Raw genomic sequence first — 16712 nt, 5'->3', positions numbered from 1 at the left:
CCGGGGCGTGGCGGTATTCGGCGGTTCCGACGGCCTCTCGTTGTCCCGCCCGTAGCCAGGACAGTTGACCTCCCGAGACCGATATACCGAATAGGCATAATTATGACTCTCCGGTATATCGGTGAAAGCGAGGGCCTTCCCGCCCCGAGTCACGCTCCGTGACCTCCTCGATGGAGGGCCGGCGTCGGAGTCCGCAGCTGGCCACCGGCCACGGCCACCGGCCACGGCCACCGGCCACGGTCACCGGTCATCGGCCCCGGCCGCGGGCGCCGGCCGCGGGCACCGGGCGCCGGCCGCGGGCACCGGGCGCCGGCCGCGGGCACCGGGCGCCGGCCGCGGGCACCGGGCGCCGGGCACGGGCTGCCGGTGGTCCGGGAGCTGCGGCGACGGCTGGCGGGCCGGGCGGGGCAGGGGAGAACGTCACGATGGAAACGGGGCGGGTCGGGCAGGACGGGAAGGGTCAGGCGCCGGGGCCGACCAGCAGGGCCGCGACCGTGGCCGCCGTGGCGAGCGCGGCCAACGCGGCGCTGGTCGCCACGAACCGGCCGAGCGGCACCGCCACGCCGGCGGCGCGGCAGCGTTCGTACCAGATCAGGGTCGCCAGCGAGGCCCACGGCGTGGCCAACGGGCCGACGTTCGTGCCGACCAGCAACGCCAGCAACTGGGTGTGTCGGTCGACGGCGATGACCGCCTCGCCGGCCAGGTAGGCCGGCAGGTTGTTGACCACGTTGCTGAACAGCGCCCCGACCGCGCCGGCCCGCAGCGCCCCCTCGGCCCCCGGGTCGGCGCCGATCAACGCGCCCATCACCGTGTCCAGGCCGTGCCGGCCGATGGTCTGCACCACCAGGAACAGCCCGGTCACGAAGACCAGCAGCCGCCACGGCACCAGCGCCGGCCGTAGCCGGTGCCGGGCCCGCACCGCGAAGCCGGCGACCAGGATCACGGCGGCCACCCCGGAGGCGATCCCGATCTCGATCCCGGCCAGGACGGCGGCGACGAACAGCAGGCAGGCGGCGAGCGCGGTCCGGTAGAGCGTCCGGTCCGGCGGCACGTACGGCGGCGGCGGGACGAACGGATCAGCGCCGGCGCGGGCCGGTCGCCAGTACCACCACCAGAGCAGCAGCATGGTGATCGCGATGGCGACCAGCTGCGGCCACCACATCCGGGCCGCCCAGGGCAGCGGGTCGAGACCGATCCGGTCGCTGGCCAGGATGTTGGTCAGGTTGGACACCGGCAGCAGCAGACTCGCCGTGTTGGCCAGCCACACCGTGGTCATCGCCAGCGGGGTCGGCGGCACGTTCAGGGTGCGGGCCAGGGCGATCATCACCGGCGTCAGCAGCACCGCCGTGGTGTCCAGGTTGAGCGCGATCGTGGTCAGCGAGGCGACGGCGACGCAGAGCCAGAACAACGCCCGGAAGCTGCCCCGGGCGGTGATCGCCACCCGGGCGGCGAGCGCGTCGAAGACCCCGGCCACCGCGGTCAGCTCGGCCAGCACCACCACCGTGCCGAGGAAGATCAGGATGGGGACGATCCGCCGCACGGTGGCCTCGGCGTCGGCGCGGGGGAGCAGCCCGGTGAGCACGCAGCCCACACCGACCACGGCCAGCCCGATCGCGATCCAGTCCAGCGTGTGCAGGCGCCGCCGACGGGGCCGGTCCGGCGCGGCGGACGGCGGATCGCCGACGGTCTCCACGAGGGATGATCCTCGCACACCCGGCCGCGCCCGGTCCGACCCGACGCGATCACGGCCCGGGCAGCCGAGGGTGTCGATCTGTTGACCGTCGGTGGCCATAATGACCACGTGGCTGTAGGCGCGCACCCCACCCGGTCCGACCGCCCCATCGACTTCTTCATCAGCTACTCGCCCGCCGACGAACGCTGGGCGACGTGGCTGGCCTGGGAGTTCGAGGCCGCCGGTTACCGCACCCTGCTCCAGGCGTGGGACTTCGTCGCCGGCACCAACTTCATCGACTTCATGGACCGGGGGGTCCGTGAGGCCGAGGTGGTGGTGGCGGTGCTGTCCGAACGCTACCTGCACTCGACGTACGGCAAGCTGGAGTGGCAGGCGGCGCTGCGCGCCGACCCGGACGGCACCGGCAACAAGCTGGTCACCGTGCGGGTGGAGGACTGCCCCATCGACGGCCTGCTCGCCACCATCACCTACGTCGACCTGGTCGGGGTGGACGACCCGGCGCAGGCGCGCGCCCGGGTGCTGGACCGGATCCGGGAGGCGCTCGACGGTCGGGCCAAGCCGATGCGGCAGCCGGCCTTCCCGCACCACCCCGACGACCCGCACGGCGTGCTCGCCGCCCCCGCCGGCGGCGCGCCCGCCCAGCGCCGCGCCCGCCGTACGCCGATCAACCCGCCGCCGTTCCCGCCGGCCGCGGTCGCGCCACCGACGGCCCGCGACACCGTCACCGTGCTCCAGGTCGCCGGCCCCCGGTTCGGCCGGGGGGTGATCTCCCCGGGTGACCCGGTCACCCCGGGCGAACGCCAGGAGCACCTGATGGGTGACCTGACGCTGCTGATGAACGACGGGGTGCCCCGGCCCGACCTGCTCGTGGTGGCCGGCAACCTGACCGAGTCCGGCAGCCCGCGCGAGTTCTCCGACGCGTTGAGCTTCCTCACCGGGTTGCGCGTGCTGCTCGGGCTGGAGCCGCACCGCCTCGTCGTGGTGCCCGGCCCGCGGGACGTGACGATGGCCGCCTGCCGGGCCTACTTCGCCACCTGCGAGGCCGACGACGTCGACCCGCAGCCGCCGTACTGGCCCAAGTGGCGGCACTACGCGCGCCTCTTCGACGAGCTCTACCAGGGTCTCGACGACCGGATCTTCGACAGCGAACAGCCGTGGACGCTGTTCGGCGTGCCCGACCTGCGGGTGGTGGTGGCCGGGCTGAACTCCACCATCGCCATCACCCACCGCGAGGAGGACCGGTACGGCTTCCTCGGCGAGGCACAGTCCAGCTGGTTCGCCCAGCGGCTGCGCCACTACCAGCAGTCCGGGTGGCTGCGGCTGGGCGCGATGGCGCACGCCCCGGGCCCGCGCAGCCCGTACGCCGACGAGGCCCCGCCGGACGGGGTGTCGCTGCGCGACCGGGGCTCGGTCAACCGGCTCGTCGGCCCGATGCTCAACCTGCTGCTCTCCGACGCCGCGCCGGCCGCCCGGGTCGACCCGGTGGTGCCCCTGGCCACCGCGCCCCGTGACGCCCGGGCGCAGGTGCTGCGGCTCGGCGCGGACGGGATGACCCGGTGGGTGCTCGGCCGCGACGACCGGCTGGAGGTCGGCGAGTCGACGGCGGTGAGCTGGCCGCGGGCCGAGGCCACCTTCGGCGCGGCCGGGCCGGCCCAGGTGCCCGACCCGCGCCGTCCGGCCGCCGTGGAGGGGCCCACCCAGAGCGAGCCCGCCGTCCCGGTGGCGACGCCGCGGTCGCCGGTGGACCTGCTGCTCGACCGCCTCGGTGAGGTCTGCGAGGCCCGCTACGACCGGGTGGTGGTGCGCCGGATCGACGCCGACCCGCCGCACCTGTACGTCAGCTACCGCTCCGACGGCGTCGTCCGGCAGCAGCGGGTCGGCGCGCACGTGGGCACCCCCGGGCCGGCCGACGTGGACCGGTTCGCCCGCCGGGTCCACGCCACCGACCCGGACCTCGGCTCCGAGCTGGTCTACGACGGCGACCGGGCGCCGCGCGGGCTGGCCGAGGAGGCGCAGCGGCGCGGCGTACGGCTGCTGCACCTGACCGAGTTCCAGGGTCTGCTCGACCTGCGCGACTACGTCGCCGCGCAGACCGCCCGGCTGCAGGCCGACCGGCTCTACCCGCCCGGGCAGTACGTGCCGCAGCGTTACCGCCACCTGGTCGGCGCCGACCAGCGGGTCCGCGACGACGTGGTGGACGAGCTGCTGGAGACCGTGTCCGCCCCGGACGGCCGGTTCGTGCTGGTGCTCGGCGACTTCGGGCGCGGGAAGACGTTCGCGCTGCGTGAGGTGGCCCGCCGGCTGCCCACCGCCGCGCCGGACCTGATCCCGATCCTGGTCGAGCTGCGCGCGCTGGACAAGGCGCACTCCGTCGACGGCCTGGTCGCCGCGCACCTGGCCAACCACGGCGAGCAGGTGATCGACCTCAAGGCGTTCCGCTACATGCTGCGGCAGGGCCGGATCGTGCTGCTCTTCGACGGGTTCGACGAGCTGGTGGCCCGGGTGACCTACGACCGGGCGGCCGACCACCTGGAGACGCTGCTCCAGGCGGCCGAGGGCAACGCGAAGATCGTGGTGAGCAGCCGTACCCAGCATTTCAAGACCAACTCGCAGGTGCTGACCGCGTTGGGCGAGCGGGTCGGTCTGCTGCCGCACCGCCGGGTGCTGGCCGTGGAGGACTTCACGCCCGGCCAGATCGAGGCGTTCCTGCGCAACCGCTACGGCGGCGACGAGCAGGCCGCCCGGGAGCGGCTGAACCTGCTCGCCGGCGTGAAGGACCTGCTCGGCCTCTCCCGTAACCCGCGCATGCTCGGCTTCATCGCCAACCTCGACGAGGGCCGGCTGGCCGCCGTCGCGGGGGCCGGTGGCACGTTCAGCGCCGCCGCCCTCTACCGGGAGATCCTGGAGTCCTGGCTGGACTTCGAGGAACGGCGCACCCAGGGCATCCCGGGGGCGCCGGTGAACCTGCGCCGGCCCGAGCTGTGGCAGGCGGTGAGCCGGCTGGCGTTCCAGCTGTGGGAGAGCGGCGAGTCCTACCTGCGGCTGTCCGAGCTGACCGAGGCCACCGGCCAGCTCGCCGGGCGGGCCGAGTCCCGGCTGTCCGGGCCGCAGGCCGCGCACGCGGTCGGCGCCGGCAGCCTGCTGGTGCGCACCGACGACGGCCTGTTCGGGTTCATCCACACCTCGGTGATGGAGTGGCTGGTCGCCGAGGGCGTCGCCGAGCAGCTCAACCGGGGCGAGGAGCCGGCCGCGCTGGCGGTCCGGTCGTTGTCCGCGCTGGCCGTGGAGTTCCTCGGCGACCTCGCCGACCCGGCCCGGTGCACCGCGTGGACGGCGCGGGTGCTCGGCGACGAGACGGCCGGGGAGACGCTGCGCGCCAACGCGCTGCGGCTCAGCGCGCGGCTGCGCCTGCCCGACCGGGCCGACCTGCGCGGCGCGGTGCTGCGCGGCGAGGACCTGTCCCACCGGGAGCTGGCCGGGGCGGACCTGACCGGCGCCGACCTGACCGACACCCGGCTGGTCGCCACCAACCTGACCGAGGCGCGGCTGGAGCACGCCCGGCTGCGCGGCGCCCGCCTGGACCAGACCCGCCTCGCCGGGGCGGACCTGCGCGACGCGGAGCTGGCCGGCGCCCGCCTGTTCCGCGCCGACCTGAGGGGGGCCCGGATCGCCGGCAGCAGGTGGCACCGGACGGCGCTGATCGACGTCAGCGCGGACGCGGCGCTGCTGCGGGCCCCGGAACTGCGGGGCGCCGTCGTCGCGCCGGGCCGTGCGGTGGCGCCGGGCCTGGCCCCGCCCGCGGTGGGCGTCGGGTACGGCTTCGAGGTGGGCCGGCTGCCGGTGCCGGTGGCGTACAGCCCGGACGGCGCGGTGCTCGCCGTGGGCAGCGACGACGGTGGTGTGCTGCTGTGCGACACGGCCACCGGGCTGCCGGTGCGCACGTTGCCGGGGCACCGGTCCCGGGTCTACGCGGTGCGCTACGACGCCGCCTCGCACCAGCTCGTCACCGGCGCGGCCGACCTCACCGTCCGGCTGTGGGACGCCGACCACGGCGACGTGCGGCACGTCATCGAGGACGTCTTCGCCGGCTGGGTGTGGCCGCTGCTCACCGACGGCCGCCGGGGCCGGCTGGTGGTCGGCGACGCGGCCGGCGTGGTCCGGCTCTTCGACACCCGTACCGCACGGATGCGCCACGAGTGGCCCGGGCACGCCGCGCCGATCTGGGGCACCTCGTTCAGCCCGGACGGCCGGCGGGTGGTGGTCGCCGACAGCGCCGGCGCGGTGCGCGGCTGGGACATCCACACCGGCAAGCTGGCGTTCGAGGTGCGCGAGCCGGAGGTGGTCTACCGGGTGGTGCACTCACCGGACGGCCGGCTGCTGGTCGCCGTGGGGCAGCACGGCCGGGTGTGGGTCCGGCGGGCCACCGACGGCGCGACGGTGCGCCAGCCGCGCGGCCACGAGGCCGACGTGTACGCCTTGGACGTCCACCCTGACGGCACGCTGATGGCCACCGGCGACACGCACGGCGCGCTGCGCCTGTGGGAGACCGAGACCGGCCGGCCGGTCCGGGTGCTCGGCCGGCAGCGCGGCGCGATCTACAGTGTCCGCTTCAACGGTGACGGCAGCCTGCTCGCCACCGCCGCCAGCGATGGCGCGATCCAGATCTGGGACACCGACGACGGTCAGGTGCGGCACGAGCTGACCCGGCACCGCGGCTCGGTCTGGCCGGTGGTCTGGCGGCCCGACCAGGCGCAGGTGGCGACCAGCAGCAACGACGGCACCACCCGGCTGTGGGACGTCCGCAGCGGGCAGCTCCAGCACACCTTGCGCGGGCACGGGCGGCGGGTCACCGCGCTGTCGTTCCGGGACGACGGCGAGGTTCTGGCGGCCTGCGGCAACGACGGGGTGATCCGGCTCTGGGAGCCGCGGACCGGCCGGTTGCTGCGGCAGCTCGCCAGCCCGGCGGACCGCCTGCTGTCGGTGGTGTTCTGCCCGGAGGAGCCGCTGGTCGCCACGCCCAGCGGCGACGGCGGCGTGCACCTGTGGAACACCGACACCGGCGCGGACGAACGGGAACTCAACGTCGACACCGACCACGTCTGGGCGGTCGCGTTCAGTCCCGACGGCGACGCCCTGGCCACCGCGAACGACGACGACACCGTCCGCCTCTGGTACCGCCGCACCGGCCGGCACTTCGCCACGCTCACCCCGCACCGGGGCCGCGTGCGCACCGTGGCGTTCAGCCCCGACGGCGAGACCATCGCCACCGGCTGCGACGACCAGACGGTACGGCTGTGGGACGCGGCCACCGCCACCTGCCGGATGACGTTGGAGCACCACACCGACCGGGTCTACTCGGTCGGCTTCAACAGCGAGGGCACGTTGCTGGCCAGCGCCGGCAACGACGGCACCGCGGTGGTGTGGGACGTGGCCACCGGGGAGGCGCGCACCGTGCTCACCGAGCACACCGGTCGGCTCTGGTCCTGCGCGTTCAGCCCGGACGGCAACCTGCTCGCCACCGCCGGCGACGACCTGGTGATCCGCCTCTGGGACCCGGGCACCGGGCGGCTGCACGGCACCCTCGCGGCGCACACCCGGCGGGTCTGGTCGGTGCACTTCAGCCCGGACAGCAGCCTCCTGGCCAGCGCCGGCGACGACGGCACCATCCGACTGTGGGACGTGGCCGACCCGGAGCACGCCCAGTTGCGGACCACGCTGATCGGCCTGCCGGACGGTTGGGCGGCGGTCAGCCCGGACGGCCGGTACAAGCTGGACGGTGACCCGGGCGGCCAGTTCTGGCACGTCATCGGCACCTGCCGGTTCGAGGTCGGCGAACTCGACCCCTACCTCACCCAGGTCCGCCGCCTGGCCATCGACGCCCCCTTCTGACCCCGCTGGCCCCGGTCGCGACGGTCCGGGCTTGATCCACTCCGGGTCGGCGAGGTGGCGGGGTCCTGGCGCGTTCGACCCCGCCACGTCGGCGACCTGGTGTCGATCATGCCGGGCCGACCCAGCGGACCTCGCCGTCGTGCCACACGTCGGTGGGGGCCAGGCCGCAGGCCGTGGCCACCGCCGCCGACGCGCGGTGGTCGGGGTGGATGTGGGCCACGAGGGTACGCACCCCGCCCCGCCCCAGCCAGCCGGCCATCGCGCGGGCGGCCTCGGTGGCGATCCCGCGCCCCTGCCAGGGGGTGCCCACCACCCAGGCGATCTCCGCGACCGGCCCGGCGGCGGCCGGGTCCGCGTCGGTGAGGTGCCGGTGGCCGACCGCCCGCGCGCCGCCCGTCGCGCCGTCCGGTGCCGACCCGTGGGGCTCGGTGACGGTGGCCTGCACGGTGCCGGCGAGGTGGCCCGAGTCGCGTACCCGGATCACCCAGTTGCACCACGACTCGGCCGGGTCGGGCGAGCCGGCGACCAGCCGTTCGTAGCGGGCCCGCAGCGCCGTCGCCGCGGCGGGCGCGCCGCCGATGAAGGTGTGCAGCGCCGGGTCGGCGAGCACGCCGGCCATCTCCTCGGCGTGGTCGGCGCACAACGGCAGCAGGAGCAGGCGCGCGGTGTGGATCGTCCCGGGGGTGAACCCGCTCATCGGCGTCAGCGTCGGGGCGCGAGGTGGGCGACGAACGCCCGCCAGGCCGGCGGCGTGAAGACGAGGACCGGTCCGCTCCGATCCTTCGAGTCGCGCACGCCGACCACCCCGGCCACGCCGTCGGCCACCTCGACGCAGGCACCACCGTTGGAACTGCTCCGAGTGCTGGTGCGCCAGCGCGCGCCGGTCAGTTCATCCATGATCGGGCTCTCAGGAAATCGATGGTCTGGTCTCGCGGGAGCGAAACGGACCTCACGGTATCCCAGACCGCCCAGAGCGCCGCAACGTCATTCGTGATCCGCCCGGCGGCCTGGTCGTCGAGGTGACCGACGTCCTCCCCGTCCGGTGTGCTGGCGATGATGAACGGCCCGGCCTGACCGGGATGGAGGCCGGCACGCAGGGGAAGGACGTGCACCATCACGTGCCGGCGGCCGGCGAGGTCGACGAGGTGGTCCAGTTGCGGGTGCATGACCTCGGGATCGCCCCGCCGGAGCGCGGACTCGTCGATCACGAAGACCATCAGTGGCGGACGCGGCCGATCGAGCAGGGCTGCCTGCCGACCGAGGCGTGCTTCCAGGAGCGCGTCCGCGTCCGCGAAGAGGGGTCCACTGCGGAGGACGGCGAGAGCGTAGGCCGGCGTCTGTAGCAGCCCGGGCAGGACGCTGGACTCGTACCAGCGTAGGGCGGTCGCTTCTCGTTCGATGTCGGCCCAGGGGCGGAACCAGGCCGGTTCCTTGCGCTTGAGCGCGTCCGGCCACAGTTCCGCAGCGTCCCGGCCGAGCAGTTCGGCGACCTGGGCGCGGTGCCTGGTCTGCGGGATACGGCCCTGGCTGGCCCAGCGGGCCGCGGTCTTCGGGTCGACGCCGACCCGCTCGGCGAGGCTTTCGGCGGTGTGGCCCGCCTCGGCCATCGCGGCCGCCACGGCGCGGTTCATCCTGACGTCCTCCTCGAACATCCCGGGCATCCCGCAGCCATCCTGCAACGCAGTGTGATTGTCCCGCAACGCTCGGCAGGGTTCCGGTCGACGGCATGTCGCCGCGACGAGAGGGGACGGTCGATGCCGGAGGAGCGGGCCCGCGTGGTGGGGCCGGACGTACCCGAGGGGGAGCGGGACGGATCGCCGGGCCGGCACCGGGCGACCGGCCCGGCCTGGGTGTGCGACGCGTGCGGCGCGGACTGGCCGTGTCCGGCGTGGACGGCGACGCCCACGGACGCGGCGCGGCGGGCGGAGCTGCTGCCGGAGTTCGTCCGGCTGGCCCGGCGGGCGATCCGTGACCTGCGCGGCCGTCCCGGTGGGCCGCAATCGCCGCAGATCGTGCGGCGGTTCCTGTGGTTCCTGCCGTTGACCGACGAGGAGGCGCGCGCGGTCGCGCTGAGGCTGCGGTGAGCCGGGGTCGCCGGGAGCACGTCCCGTCGCGGCCGACCTGGCGGTGCCGGGCGTGCGGGATCGCCTGGCCGTGCTCGCCGGCGAAGCTGCGGCTGCTCGCGGCCTACCGGGAGGCCCGCCCCGCGCTGCTGGTCCATCTGGCCACGCTGTACGCGCAGGCCGAGGCGGACCTGCCCGCCCCGGCGCGGGGCGGGCAGGCGGTCGACCGTTACCGGCGTTTCGTCGGTTGGGTGAGACGCCGGGGCGGGCGGTGAGCGCCGCCCGCCCCGGCCCGGGATCGGGTCAGCGCCGCCACTTCTGGTTGGCGGTGCCGCCGCACTCCCAGATCTGCAGCCGGGTGCCGTCGGCCGAGCTGGGGCCGGTGGCGTCCAGGCACTTGTTGGCCTGCGGGTTGACGATGTCGCCGGCGGAGCTGAACACCCACTTCTGCGCTCCGGTGCCGTTGCAGTCCCACAGTTGCACCTTGGCGCCGTTGGCAGTCGAGCCGGAGGTGACGTCGAGGCACTTGCCGAGCGCGCGCACCGAGCCGTCGGCGTTCCAGGTCCAGCGCTGGGCGGCGGTGCCGTTGCAGGTCCACAGTTGCACGGCGGTGCCGTTGGCGGTGTTGGCGCCGGCCACGTCGACGCACTTGTCGCCGTAGCCGACGATCTGGCCGCCGGTGCCTCCGCCGCCGTTGTCCCAGGCCTGCACCCGGACGTAGTCGATCGTCATGGTCTGCGGGAACGTGGTGGAGCCGTCCGGCGAGCCGGGCCAGTTGCCGCCGACCGCCACGTTCATGATCATGAAGAACGGGTGGTCGAAGACCCAGCGGTTGCCGCCCGCGTCGGCCGGGGTCTTGCGGGAGTACGCGACGCCGTCGAGATACCAGGTGATCGAGTCGGGCGCCCAGTCCACGGTGAACGTGTGGAACGCGTCGGCGAGGGCCTGCCCGCCGGGCAGCGAGGTGGACGCGCCGATGCCGTTGCCGCCGGAGTAGCCCGGGCCGTGCAGGGTGCCCCACACGGTGGACGGCGCGTAGCCGACGTTCTCCATGATGTCGATCTCGCCGCTGTTGGGCCACGGGTTGGTGCCGATGTCGTTGCCGAGCATCCAGAACGCCGGCCACAGGCCCTGCCCGCGCGGGACCTTGATGCGGGCCTCGAACCGCCCGTACGCCTGGGCGAACGTGCCGTTGGTGAGCAGGCGGGCCGAGGTGTACTGGCAGCTGCCGTACCAGCAGTTGTAGCCGGCCGGGTTCTCCTTGCGGGCGGTGATGACCAGGTTGCCGTTGCCGTCGAGCGCGGCGTTGCGGGTGCTGGTGGTGTAGTACTGCAACTCGTTGTTGCCCCAACCGCTGCCGCCGACGTCGTAGCGCCACCTGCTCGCGTCGGGTGCGGCGCCGGCCGGGCCGTTGAAGTCGTCGGACCAGGTGACCGCGCCGGGGGCGGCCACCGCGGGGGTGCTCGGAACGATGGTGAGGGCGGCGGTGAGGCCGACCGCCGCCATCGCCAGTGCGGCGACGCTACGGATGCTGCGCACGGGGTGCCTCCTGCGGTGGTGGGGGTGGGTCGTTCCCGTGCCGGCGGCCGGGCCCGCCGAACGGTAAACAAACCATAAAGATAGGCTTCGATGAAGGTATGAACGAAGCCGTCCCCTGTCAAGAGAGCGCTCCCCGTCGATGCGTGCCGGTCGTCAGGCGGCGTCGGCCGGCACCGGCTGTCGATCCCGCGCCGACGGCGGTCGGCGCATCTCCCGCCACGGCCCGCCGAGCAGCGGCGTCAGCACCACCAGCAGGTAGCAGGCGCCGATGGTGACCAGCGTGGACGTGGGACCGAACCGGTCGGCCGCCAGGCCCGCGCCGACCGCGCCGACCGGCATGGCCGCCCACGCGCCGGCGCCGATCACCCCGAACACCCGGGCCCGCATGCCCGGCGGCACCCGCTCCACCTCCACCGCGCCCATCAGCGGGTTGAGCGCGCCGGCGGCCAGCCCGGCCACCGCCACCACCGCGACCACCACCGGCAGCGGCGGCGCGGCGGCGAGCGCCCACAGCGGCGGCGCGCCGCACACCGCGAAGGCGGTGACGAACGTGGCCCGGCGGGGCAGCCGGTGGCCGATGGCGCTGAACACCAGCGAGCCGACCAGCGCGCCCCCGCCCATGGTGCCCACCAGCAGGCCGAACGCGGCCGGCCCGCCGAGTTCCCGGTCGGCGACCACCGGCAGCAGCACCTGGCTCTTGGCCGCGTCGAACAGGTTGGTCACCAGCACCAGCAGGACCATCGCCCGCAGCAGCGGCTCGCGGACCAGGAACCGCAGCCCGGCCGCGAACTCCGGCCAGTAGCCGCGCCGGTCGGGCTCCGGCTCCTCGGCGGCCGGGCGCATGCCGCGCGGCACCAGCAGCGCCACGACCAGCGCCGACACGGCGAACGTCACCGCGTCGATGGCCAGCACCGGCACCGCGCCCAGCACGCCGACCAGCAGGCCGGCGACCGGCGCGCCGATCATGCGGGCACCGCGCGAGGTCGCCTCCTCCCAACCGATCGCCCGCTCGATCGGCACCCCGGCGGCGGCCGCGGCCTCCGGCATCAGCGCGGTCCGGGCGGTCTGGCCCGGGGTGTCCAGCAGCCCGCTGACGAAGACCAGCGCCAGCAATGCCGGGAACGGCAGGCCGACGGTGGCGTGCAACAGGGGTACGGCGGCGATCGTCACGCCGGAGACCACGTCGGCCAGGACGCTGGACCGGCGGTAGCCGATCCGGTCGACCAGCACGCCGCCGAACGCGCCGCCGAGGATCACCGGCGCGGTGGCGAACGCGCCAGCGAGCCCGGTGGCCGCCGGCGAGCCGGTCTCGGCCAGCACGTAGAGCGGCAGCGCGATCAACGTCAGCACGTTGCCGGTCAGCGAGACGGCGTGCCCGATCAGCAGCCCGGCCAGCGGCCGGCGGTCGCGCGTCACCGCGGGCCCCGGTAGGCCTGCCAGATCAGCGTCACCATCTCCGCGCCCGGCCGCCCGGGCGCGCCGCGTGCCTGCCACCGGGCGCCCAGCTCGGACAGCTCCCGGCGCAGCTCCACCAGCTCGTCCGGGGTCAGGTGCAGCACCGTGTCGCTGCTGGTGGTGCCGCGCACCCAGGCCCGGTCGAGGTCGGCCTCGGACTCCAGGTATGCCAGGTAGCGGTCCACGTAGCGCTGCATGGCGGCCCGGCGCAACAGGTCGGAGGCGAGCCGGCGCTCCGGGTCGTCGAGCAGCTCGACCGGTTCCCACTGGGTGCGGGCGTGCGCCGCCTGCCACCACCGCTCGCGACGGTCGCGGGCCAGGTCGGGCGCCTCCGTCACGAAGCCGTGCTCGGCCAGCTTGCCCAGGTGGTAGCTGACCGAGCCGACCGCCTCGCCGGTGTGTTCGCTCAGCAGGCCGACGGTCTGCGCACCGCGCCGGCGCAGCTCGCCGAGCAGACGCAGCCGGGTGGGATGGGCCAGCGCCCGCATGGCCCGCGCGTCGGTCAGGTGCACGGTGCTCGGATCGTCCGCCATGCCGCCACGCTAGACCAACAAGAAGTGATGTACAAGGAGTGTTGTATGTCGCCGCCTCGATCAGTCGAGGCAGAACTCGTTGCCCTCCGGGTCGGTCATCACGATGTGGCCGGCGGCCAGCGGGGGCGCGGGCTCGTGCCGGTCCCCCCGGGTCGCGCCGAGCGCGACCAGCCGGTCGGCCGCCGCCTCCAGCGCCGCCATCCGGGCCTCGCCGGTGAGCCCCGGCGCGGCCCGCACGTCCAGGTGCACCCGGTTCTTGGCCCGCTTCGGCTCCGGCACCCGCTGGAAGAACAGCCGCGGACCGGCGCCCTCGGGGTCGACCACCGCCGACGCGTCGTTGTGCCGCTCCGGCGGCACACCCATCGCGGTCAGGGCCTGCTCCCACGAGTCGAAGCCCTCGGGCGGGCCCTGGACCCGGTAGCCGAGCGCCTCGGCCCAGAACGCCGCCAGCTTCGCCGGGTCGGCGCAGTCGAAGGTGATTTGCACGTCGCGGGCCATCTCAGCTCGCCTTCCGTCCGGTCCGCCGGCGAGGCGGCGGCGCGTGTGATCGGTCGCCGTCCAGCTTGCCGGAGCCAGCGGACAGGAACTGTCCGCAACACGTGGCGGATCGATCAGGCGCGGCGGCCGACCGTACGGCCCTTGAGGCGGCGTCCCATCTCCCGGGCGATCTCCCGGTTGGCGTCGCGCTCGGCGAGCACCTGGCGCTTGTCGTACGAGCGGCGGCCCCGGGCCAGCCCCAGCTCGACCTTGGCCCAGCCGTCCGCGAAGTACATCGACAGCGGCACCAGCGTGATCCCGCCGTCGCGCAGCCGTTCCAGGATCCGGGCGATCTCCACCCGGTGCAGCAGCAGCTTGCGGGTGCGCCGGGGCGCGTGGTTGGTCCAGGTGCCGAAGCCGTACTCGGCGATGTGCAGGCCGTGCAGCATGATCTCGCCGTCGTGCTCCTGGGCGAACGCGTCGACCAGCGACACCCGACCCTCGCGCAACGACTTCACCTCGGTGCCGGCCAGCACGATGCCCGCCTCGTAGGTCTTGAGCACGTCGTAGTCGTGCCGCGCCTTCTTGTTCGAGGCGATCAGCTTGCGCCCGTTCTCCCTGGCCACGCCGGCAGGATACCCGCCGGCGCCGGCACGGAGCCGACGCCGGCGGGCGTGGTGGGGAGGATCAGACCCGGCACTGCCAGGAGTACGGGTCGCCGAAGCGGACGAAGCGCTCGACGGTCGCGTACCCGAGGGTGGTCTCCCGGCAGGCGGCCAGCACGTCGATGTCGGAGTAGGTCACGCCGGCCCGGCTGTAGCGCACGCAGCGCCAGTCGTAGACCGTGCCGCCGCGCAGCTCCGCGGTGGAGTTGCCGGTGACCTGGCACCAGCGGGTCAGGTCCGGCGTCACCACGTCGGCGCGGACCCGCCAGCAGCGCACCGAGGTCGGATCGTAGAAGTCGCCGATCCGGTCCGTCGCCGCGTCGGTCCGGTACGTCCATCGGCACGCCGCCTCGAAGGTCAGGTCGCCGAGGCGGCCGTCGCCGCCCCGGCAGTGCCAGTCGTACGCGGTCTGACCGGTCAGCACCGCGTCGGCCGCGCCGAGCGACCGGCAGTACGCGCCGAGGTCGAGGCCGCCCAGCTCCTGCGGGGGCGGCGGGGAGGCGTGCGCCGCGGCGGGTCCGCCGAGCGCGGTGGCGAGCAGGGCCAGCGTGGTGAGCAGTGCGCGCACTGTGCGTCGCATGGTCGTCCTTCCGGTCACGGGGTGAGGCGGTGGTGGTGGCGGTGCGGTGGTCAGCGGTCGCAGGGCGGGACGCCCCGGAATCCGGTGGTGAGATCGGCGACGACCTGGACGGTGCCGGGCGCGCCGGCGGTGACCGTCCGGTCGGCGACGTCGCCGCAGCCGGCGTCGCTGTCGGTCCAGGTCTGCTCCACGTGCGCCCAGTCGCCGAGCGTGTACTTGTAGGCCAGCTCGGTCCCGGCCGGCACGGTGAGCACCGTGCGGTACGGGCCGGTCCGGTCGACCGGGCGCAGCGGCACGCCGGACGGATCCCAGTCCGGCAGGCCGGTGCCGAGCCGGCTCAGCGTGCCGGCCAGGCGTACCCCGGCGTTCTCGACCGTCGGCTCGCCGGGGCGCACCCCGGCCCGCACCAGCAGGCGGGTGGTCGCGCCGGGTCGGCCGGTGGCGGCGCGCAACGCCAGGTCGACGTCGAGCACGCCGGCGCCGCAGCGGCACTCGTCGGGTCGGGCGCTGGGCCGGGCGGTCGCGGTGAGCAGCGCCGCCGCCTCGGCGGGACGCAGGTCGGGGCGGCGGTCGAGCAGCAGCGCCACGGCGGCGCTGACGTGCGGCGCGGCCATGCTCGTGCCGGCGTACGCCGCCCAGCCGTCGCCCTCGGGCACGGTGCGTCCGGTGTCGACGGTGGACCGTACGCCGTGCTCCCGATCGCCGCCGGGGGCGGCCAGCTCGACCGCCGTACCCCGGTTGGAGTAGCCGGCCCGTTCGCCGTCGACGGTGCTGGCCGCGACCGTGAGCACCCCGGCGCAGCTCGCCGGCGTCTGCTGGGCGGCGTCGGCGCCGGCGTTGCCGGCGGACACCACCACTGTCGCGCCCCGCGCCACGGCGTCGTCGATCGCGGCCTGCGTGGCCGGGTCGCACGAGCCGGGCGCACCGAGGCTGAGGTTGAGCACCCGGGCGGGGGTGGGGTTGTCCGGCACCCCCGGCACGCGTCCGCCGGCGGCCCAGACGATCGCGTCGACCAGGTCGGCGGTGGTGCCACCGCACCGGCCCAGGACGCGCACCGGCTGGATCCGCGCACCGGGGGCGAGCCCGGCCACCCCACTCTCGTCGCGCGCCGCGACGGTGCCCGCGACGTGGGTGCCGTGCCAACTGCTCGGGCGGAACTCCGCGCCGCAGTCGCCCGGCTCGGCCCAGTCGCCCTGGTCGGTGGCGTCCGGGTCGCGTCCGTCGCCGTCGCGGGCGTCGTCCGGCGCGCTGACGAAGTCGTAGCCGGGGAGCAGCCGCCCGGCCAGGCCGTGGTGCCGGGTGACACCGGTGTCGAGCACCGCGACGGTCACGCCGGCGCCGTCCGCGCCGGTGGCCCAGGCGGCGTCCGCGTACACGCCGCCGACCGGGTCGTGCAGGTCCCACGCGACGGGCGGGACCGGGTCGGTGTCGGCGCGCAGTCGGGTCTCCTGGCCGGCCCAGGCCACGTCGGCGCGGGCGCGCAGCCGGTCGAGCAGCGCCGCCACGCCGCGGGCGGGCAGGGCGTGGTCGGCGCGCACCAGCAGGTCACCGGTGGCGAGCGTGCGCCGGACGGCCAGCCGGACGCCGTCGGCCCGCCCCACCGCGGCGAGGTCGTCGGTGAGCGCGGCCGGGCCGGCGGCCGGTCGCACCAGGAACGCGGGCGCAGCGGCCGGCGGGGGCCCGGCGACCGCCGGGGCCGGCGCGGGGACGGTGGCGAGGACGACCACCGCGAGCGGGAGGGCGAGGCGACGAAGCACGCCATCACGCTAGGAGCGCTTGGAAAATCTTTCAAGGCTTGCAAGTGGACAGTCTTGATAA

The 16712-nt window shown here is 75.1% G+C and carries 14 protein-coding genes; 3 read left to right on the top strand and 11 right to left on the bottom strand.

All coding sequences use genetic code 11. From position 1 onward, the window contains the following. Nucleotides 1–460: 460 nt before the first annotated feature. Nucleotides 461–1693: an SLC13 family permease gene (locus ACN27B_RS26185; RefSeq protein WP_422741787.1), complete on the bottom strand. Its 1233-nt coding sequence runs from the start codon at nt 1691–1693 to the stop codon at nt 461–463. A gap of 108 nt (nt 1694–1801) precedes the next feature. Here ACN27B_RS26185 and ACN27B_RS26180 point away from each other — a divergent pair, with 108 nt between their 5' ends. Then, nucleotides 1802–7582 carry a TIR domain-containing protein gene (locus ACN27B_RS26180; RefSeq protein ID WP_422741786.1) on the top strand — a complete coding sequence of 1927 codons (5781 nt, stop codon included), beginning with the start codon at nt 1802–1804 and terminating at the stop codon, nt 7580–7582. 106 nt (nt 7583–7688) lie between these two features. Here ACN27B_RS26180 and ACN27B_RS26175 read toward each other — a convergent pair whose 3' ends face one another. Genes ACN27B_RS26175 through ACN27B_RS26165 form a run of 3 tightly spaced genes read right to left on the bottom strand, consistent with a single transcriptional unit; the run spans nt 7689 to nt 9213 of the window. Next, nucleotides 7689–8279: a GNAT family N-acetyltransferase gene (locus ACN27B_RS26175; RefSeq protein ID WP_422741785.1), complete on the bottom strand. Its 591-nt coding sequence runs from the start codon at nt 8277–8279 to the stop codon at nt 7689–7691. A gap of 5 nt (nt 8280–8284) precedes the next feature. After that, on the bottom strand, nt 8285–8479 hold the full coding sequence (locus ACN27B_RS26170; protein ID WP_422741784.1) for a DUF397 domain-containing protein: 195 nt from the start codon (nt 8477–8479) through the stop codon (nt 8285–8287). Beyond that, on the bottom strand, nt 8467–9213 hold the full coding sequence (locus ACN27B_RS26165; protein ID WP_422746075.1) for a Scr1 family TA system antitoxin-like transcriptional regulator: 747 nt from the start codon (nt 9211–9213) through the stop codon (nt 8467–8469). Before ACN27B_RS26165 ends, ACN27B_RS26170 begins: the two co-directional genes overlap by 13 nt. 123 nt (nt 9214–9336) lie before the next feature. On the opposite strand from ACN27B_RS26165, the gene ACN27B_RS26160 reads away from it, so the two are divergent. Beyond that, on the top strand, nt 9337–9666 hold the full coding sequence (locus ACN27B_RS26160; RefSeq protein WP_422741783.1) for a hypothetical protein: 330 nt from the start codon (nt 9337–9339) through the stop codon (nt 9664–9666). Then, nucleotides 9663–9920, top strand: a complete 258-nt coding sequence (locus ACN27B_RS26155; RefSeq protein ID WP_422741782.1) for a flavin reductase — start codon at nt 9663–9665, stop codon at nt 9918–9920. Before ACN27B_RS26160 ends, ACN27B_RS26155 begins: the two co-directional genes overlap by 4 nt. A gap of 28 nt (nt 9921–9948) precedes the next feature. On the opposite strand, the gene ACN27B_RS26150 is transcribed toward ACN27B_RS26155, so the two are convergent. From ACN27B_RS26150 to ACN27B_RS26120, 7 genes are all read right to left on the bottom strand, one after another. Next, nucleotides 9949–11184, bottom strand: a complete 1236-nt coding sequence (locus tag ACN27B_RS26150; protein WP_422741781.1) for a ricin-type beta-trefoil lectin domain protein — start codon at nt 11182–11184, stop codon at nt 9949–9951. A gap of 153 nt (nt 11185–11337) precedes the next feature. Next, on the bottom strand, nt 11338–12600 hold the full coding sequence (locus ACN27B_RS26145; protein ID WP_422741780.1) for an MFS transporter: 1263 nt from the start codon (nt 12598–12600) through the stop codon (nt 11338–11340). After that, nucleotides 12597–13172 (bottom strand): winged helix-turn-helix domain-containing protein, encoded by a 576-nt coding sequence (locus tag ACN27B_RS26140; protein ID WP_099160815.1) that lies wholly within the window; start codon nt 13170–13172, stop codon nt 12597–12599. Before ACN27B_RS26140 ends, ACN27B_RS26145 begins: the two co-directional genes overlap by 4 nt. 60 nt (nt 13173–13232) lie before the next feature. After that, the gene (locus ACN27B_RS26135; RefSeq protein WP_422741779.1) at nt 13233–13670 is read right to left on the bottom strand and encodes a VOC family protein; all 438 of its coding nucleotides are present in this window, start codon (nt 13668–13670) and stop codon (nt 13233–13235) included. 113 nt (nt 13671–13783) lie between these two features. Further along, a complete protein-coding gene (smpB, locus tag ACN27B_RS26130; RefSeq protein ID WP_099160817.1) occupies nt 13784–14275 on the bottom strand; it encodes an SsrA-binding protein SmpB in 492 nt (163 codons plus the stop codon). Nucleotides 14276–14336: 61 nt separating this feature from the next. After that, entirely contained in the window at nt 14337–14894 is a 558-nt protein-coding gene (locus tag ACN27B_RS26125; RefSeq protein WP_422741778.1) for a hypothetical protein, read from the bottom strand. A gap of 50 nt (nt 14895–14944) precedes the next feature. Next, nucleotides 14945–16651 (bottom strand): S8 family serine peptidase, encoded by a 1707-nt coding sequence (locus tag ACN27B_RS26120; RefSeq protein ID WP_422741777.1) that lies wholly within the window; start codon nt 16649–16651, stop codon nt 14945–14947. Nucleotides 16652–16712 lie beyond the last annotated feature (61 nt).

This window comes from Micromonospora sp. WMMD754, from assembly GCF_049315235.1.
Classification (GTDB): domain Bacteria; phylum Actinomycetota; class Actinomycetes; order Mycobacteriales; family Micromonosporaceae; genus Micromonospora; species Micromonospora sediminicola.
The sequence above is the reverse complement of the archived record's forward strand: the minus strand, read 5'-3'. Positions and strand labels throughout refer to the sequence as shown.

What these genes read in the sequence shown, in the direction of transcription:
- ACN27B_RS26175 (WP_422741785.1), bottom strand. Translation starts at nt 8,279, where the DNA reads ATGAGCGGGTTCACCCCCGGGACGATCCACACCGCGCGCCTGCTCCTG.
- ACN27B_RS26170 (WP_422741784.1), bottom strand. Translation starts at nt 8,479, where the DNA reads ATGGATGAACTGACCGGCGCGCGCTGGCGCACCAGCACTCGGAGCAGT.
- ACN27B_RS26165 (WP_422746075.1), bottom strand. Translation starts at nt 9,213, where the DNA reads ATGAACCGCGCCGTGGCGGCCGCGATGGCCGAGGCGGGCCACACCGCC.
- ACN27B_RS26160 (WP_422741783.1), top strand. Translation starts at nt 9,337, where the DNA reads ATGCCGGAGGAGCGGGCCCGCGTGGTGGGGCCGGACGTACCCGAGGGG.
- ACN27B_RS26140 (WP_099160815.1), bottom strand. Translation starts at nt 13,172, where the DNA reads ATGGCGGACGATCCGAGCACCGTGCACCTGACCGACGCGCGGGCCATG.
- ACN27B_RS26135 (WP_422741779.1), bottom strand. Translation starts at nt 13,670, where the DNA reads ATGGCCCGCGACGTGCAAATCACCTTCGACTGCGCCGACCCGGCGAAG.
- ACN27B_RS26125 (WP_422741778.1), bottom strand. Translation starts at nt 14,894, where the DNA reads ATGCGACGCACAGTGCGCGCACTGCTCACCACGCTGGCCCTGCTCGCC.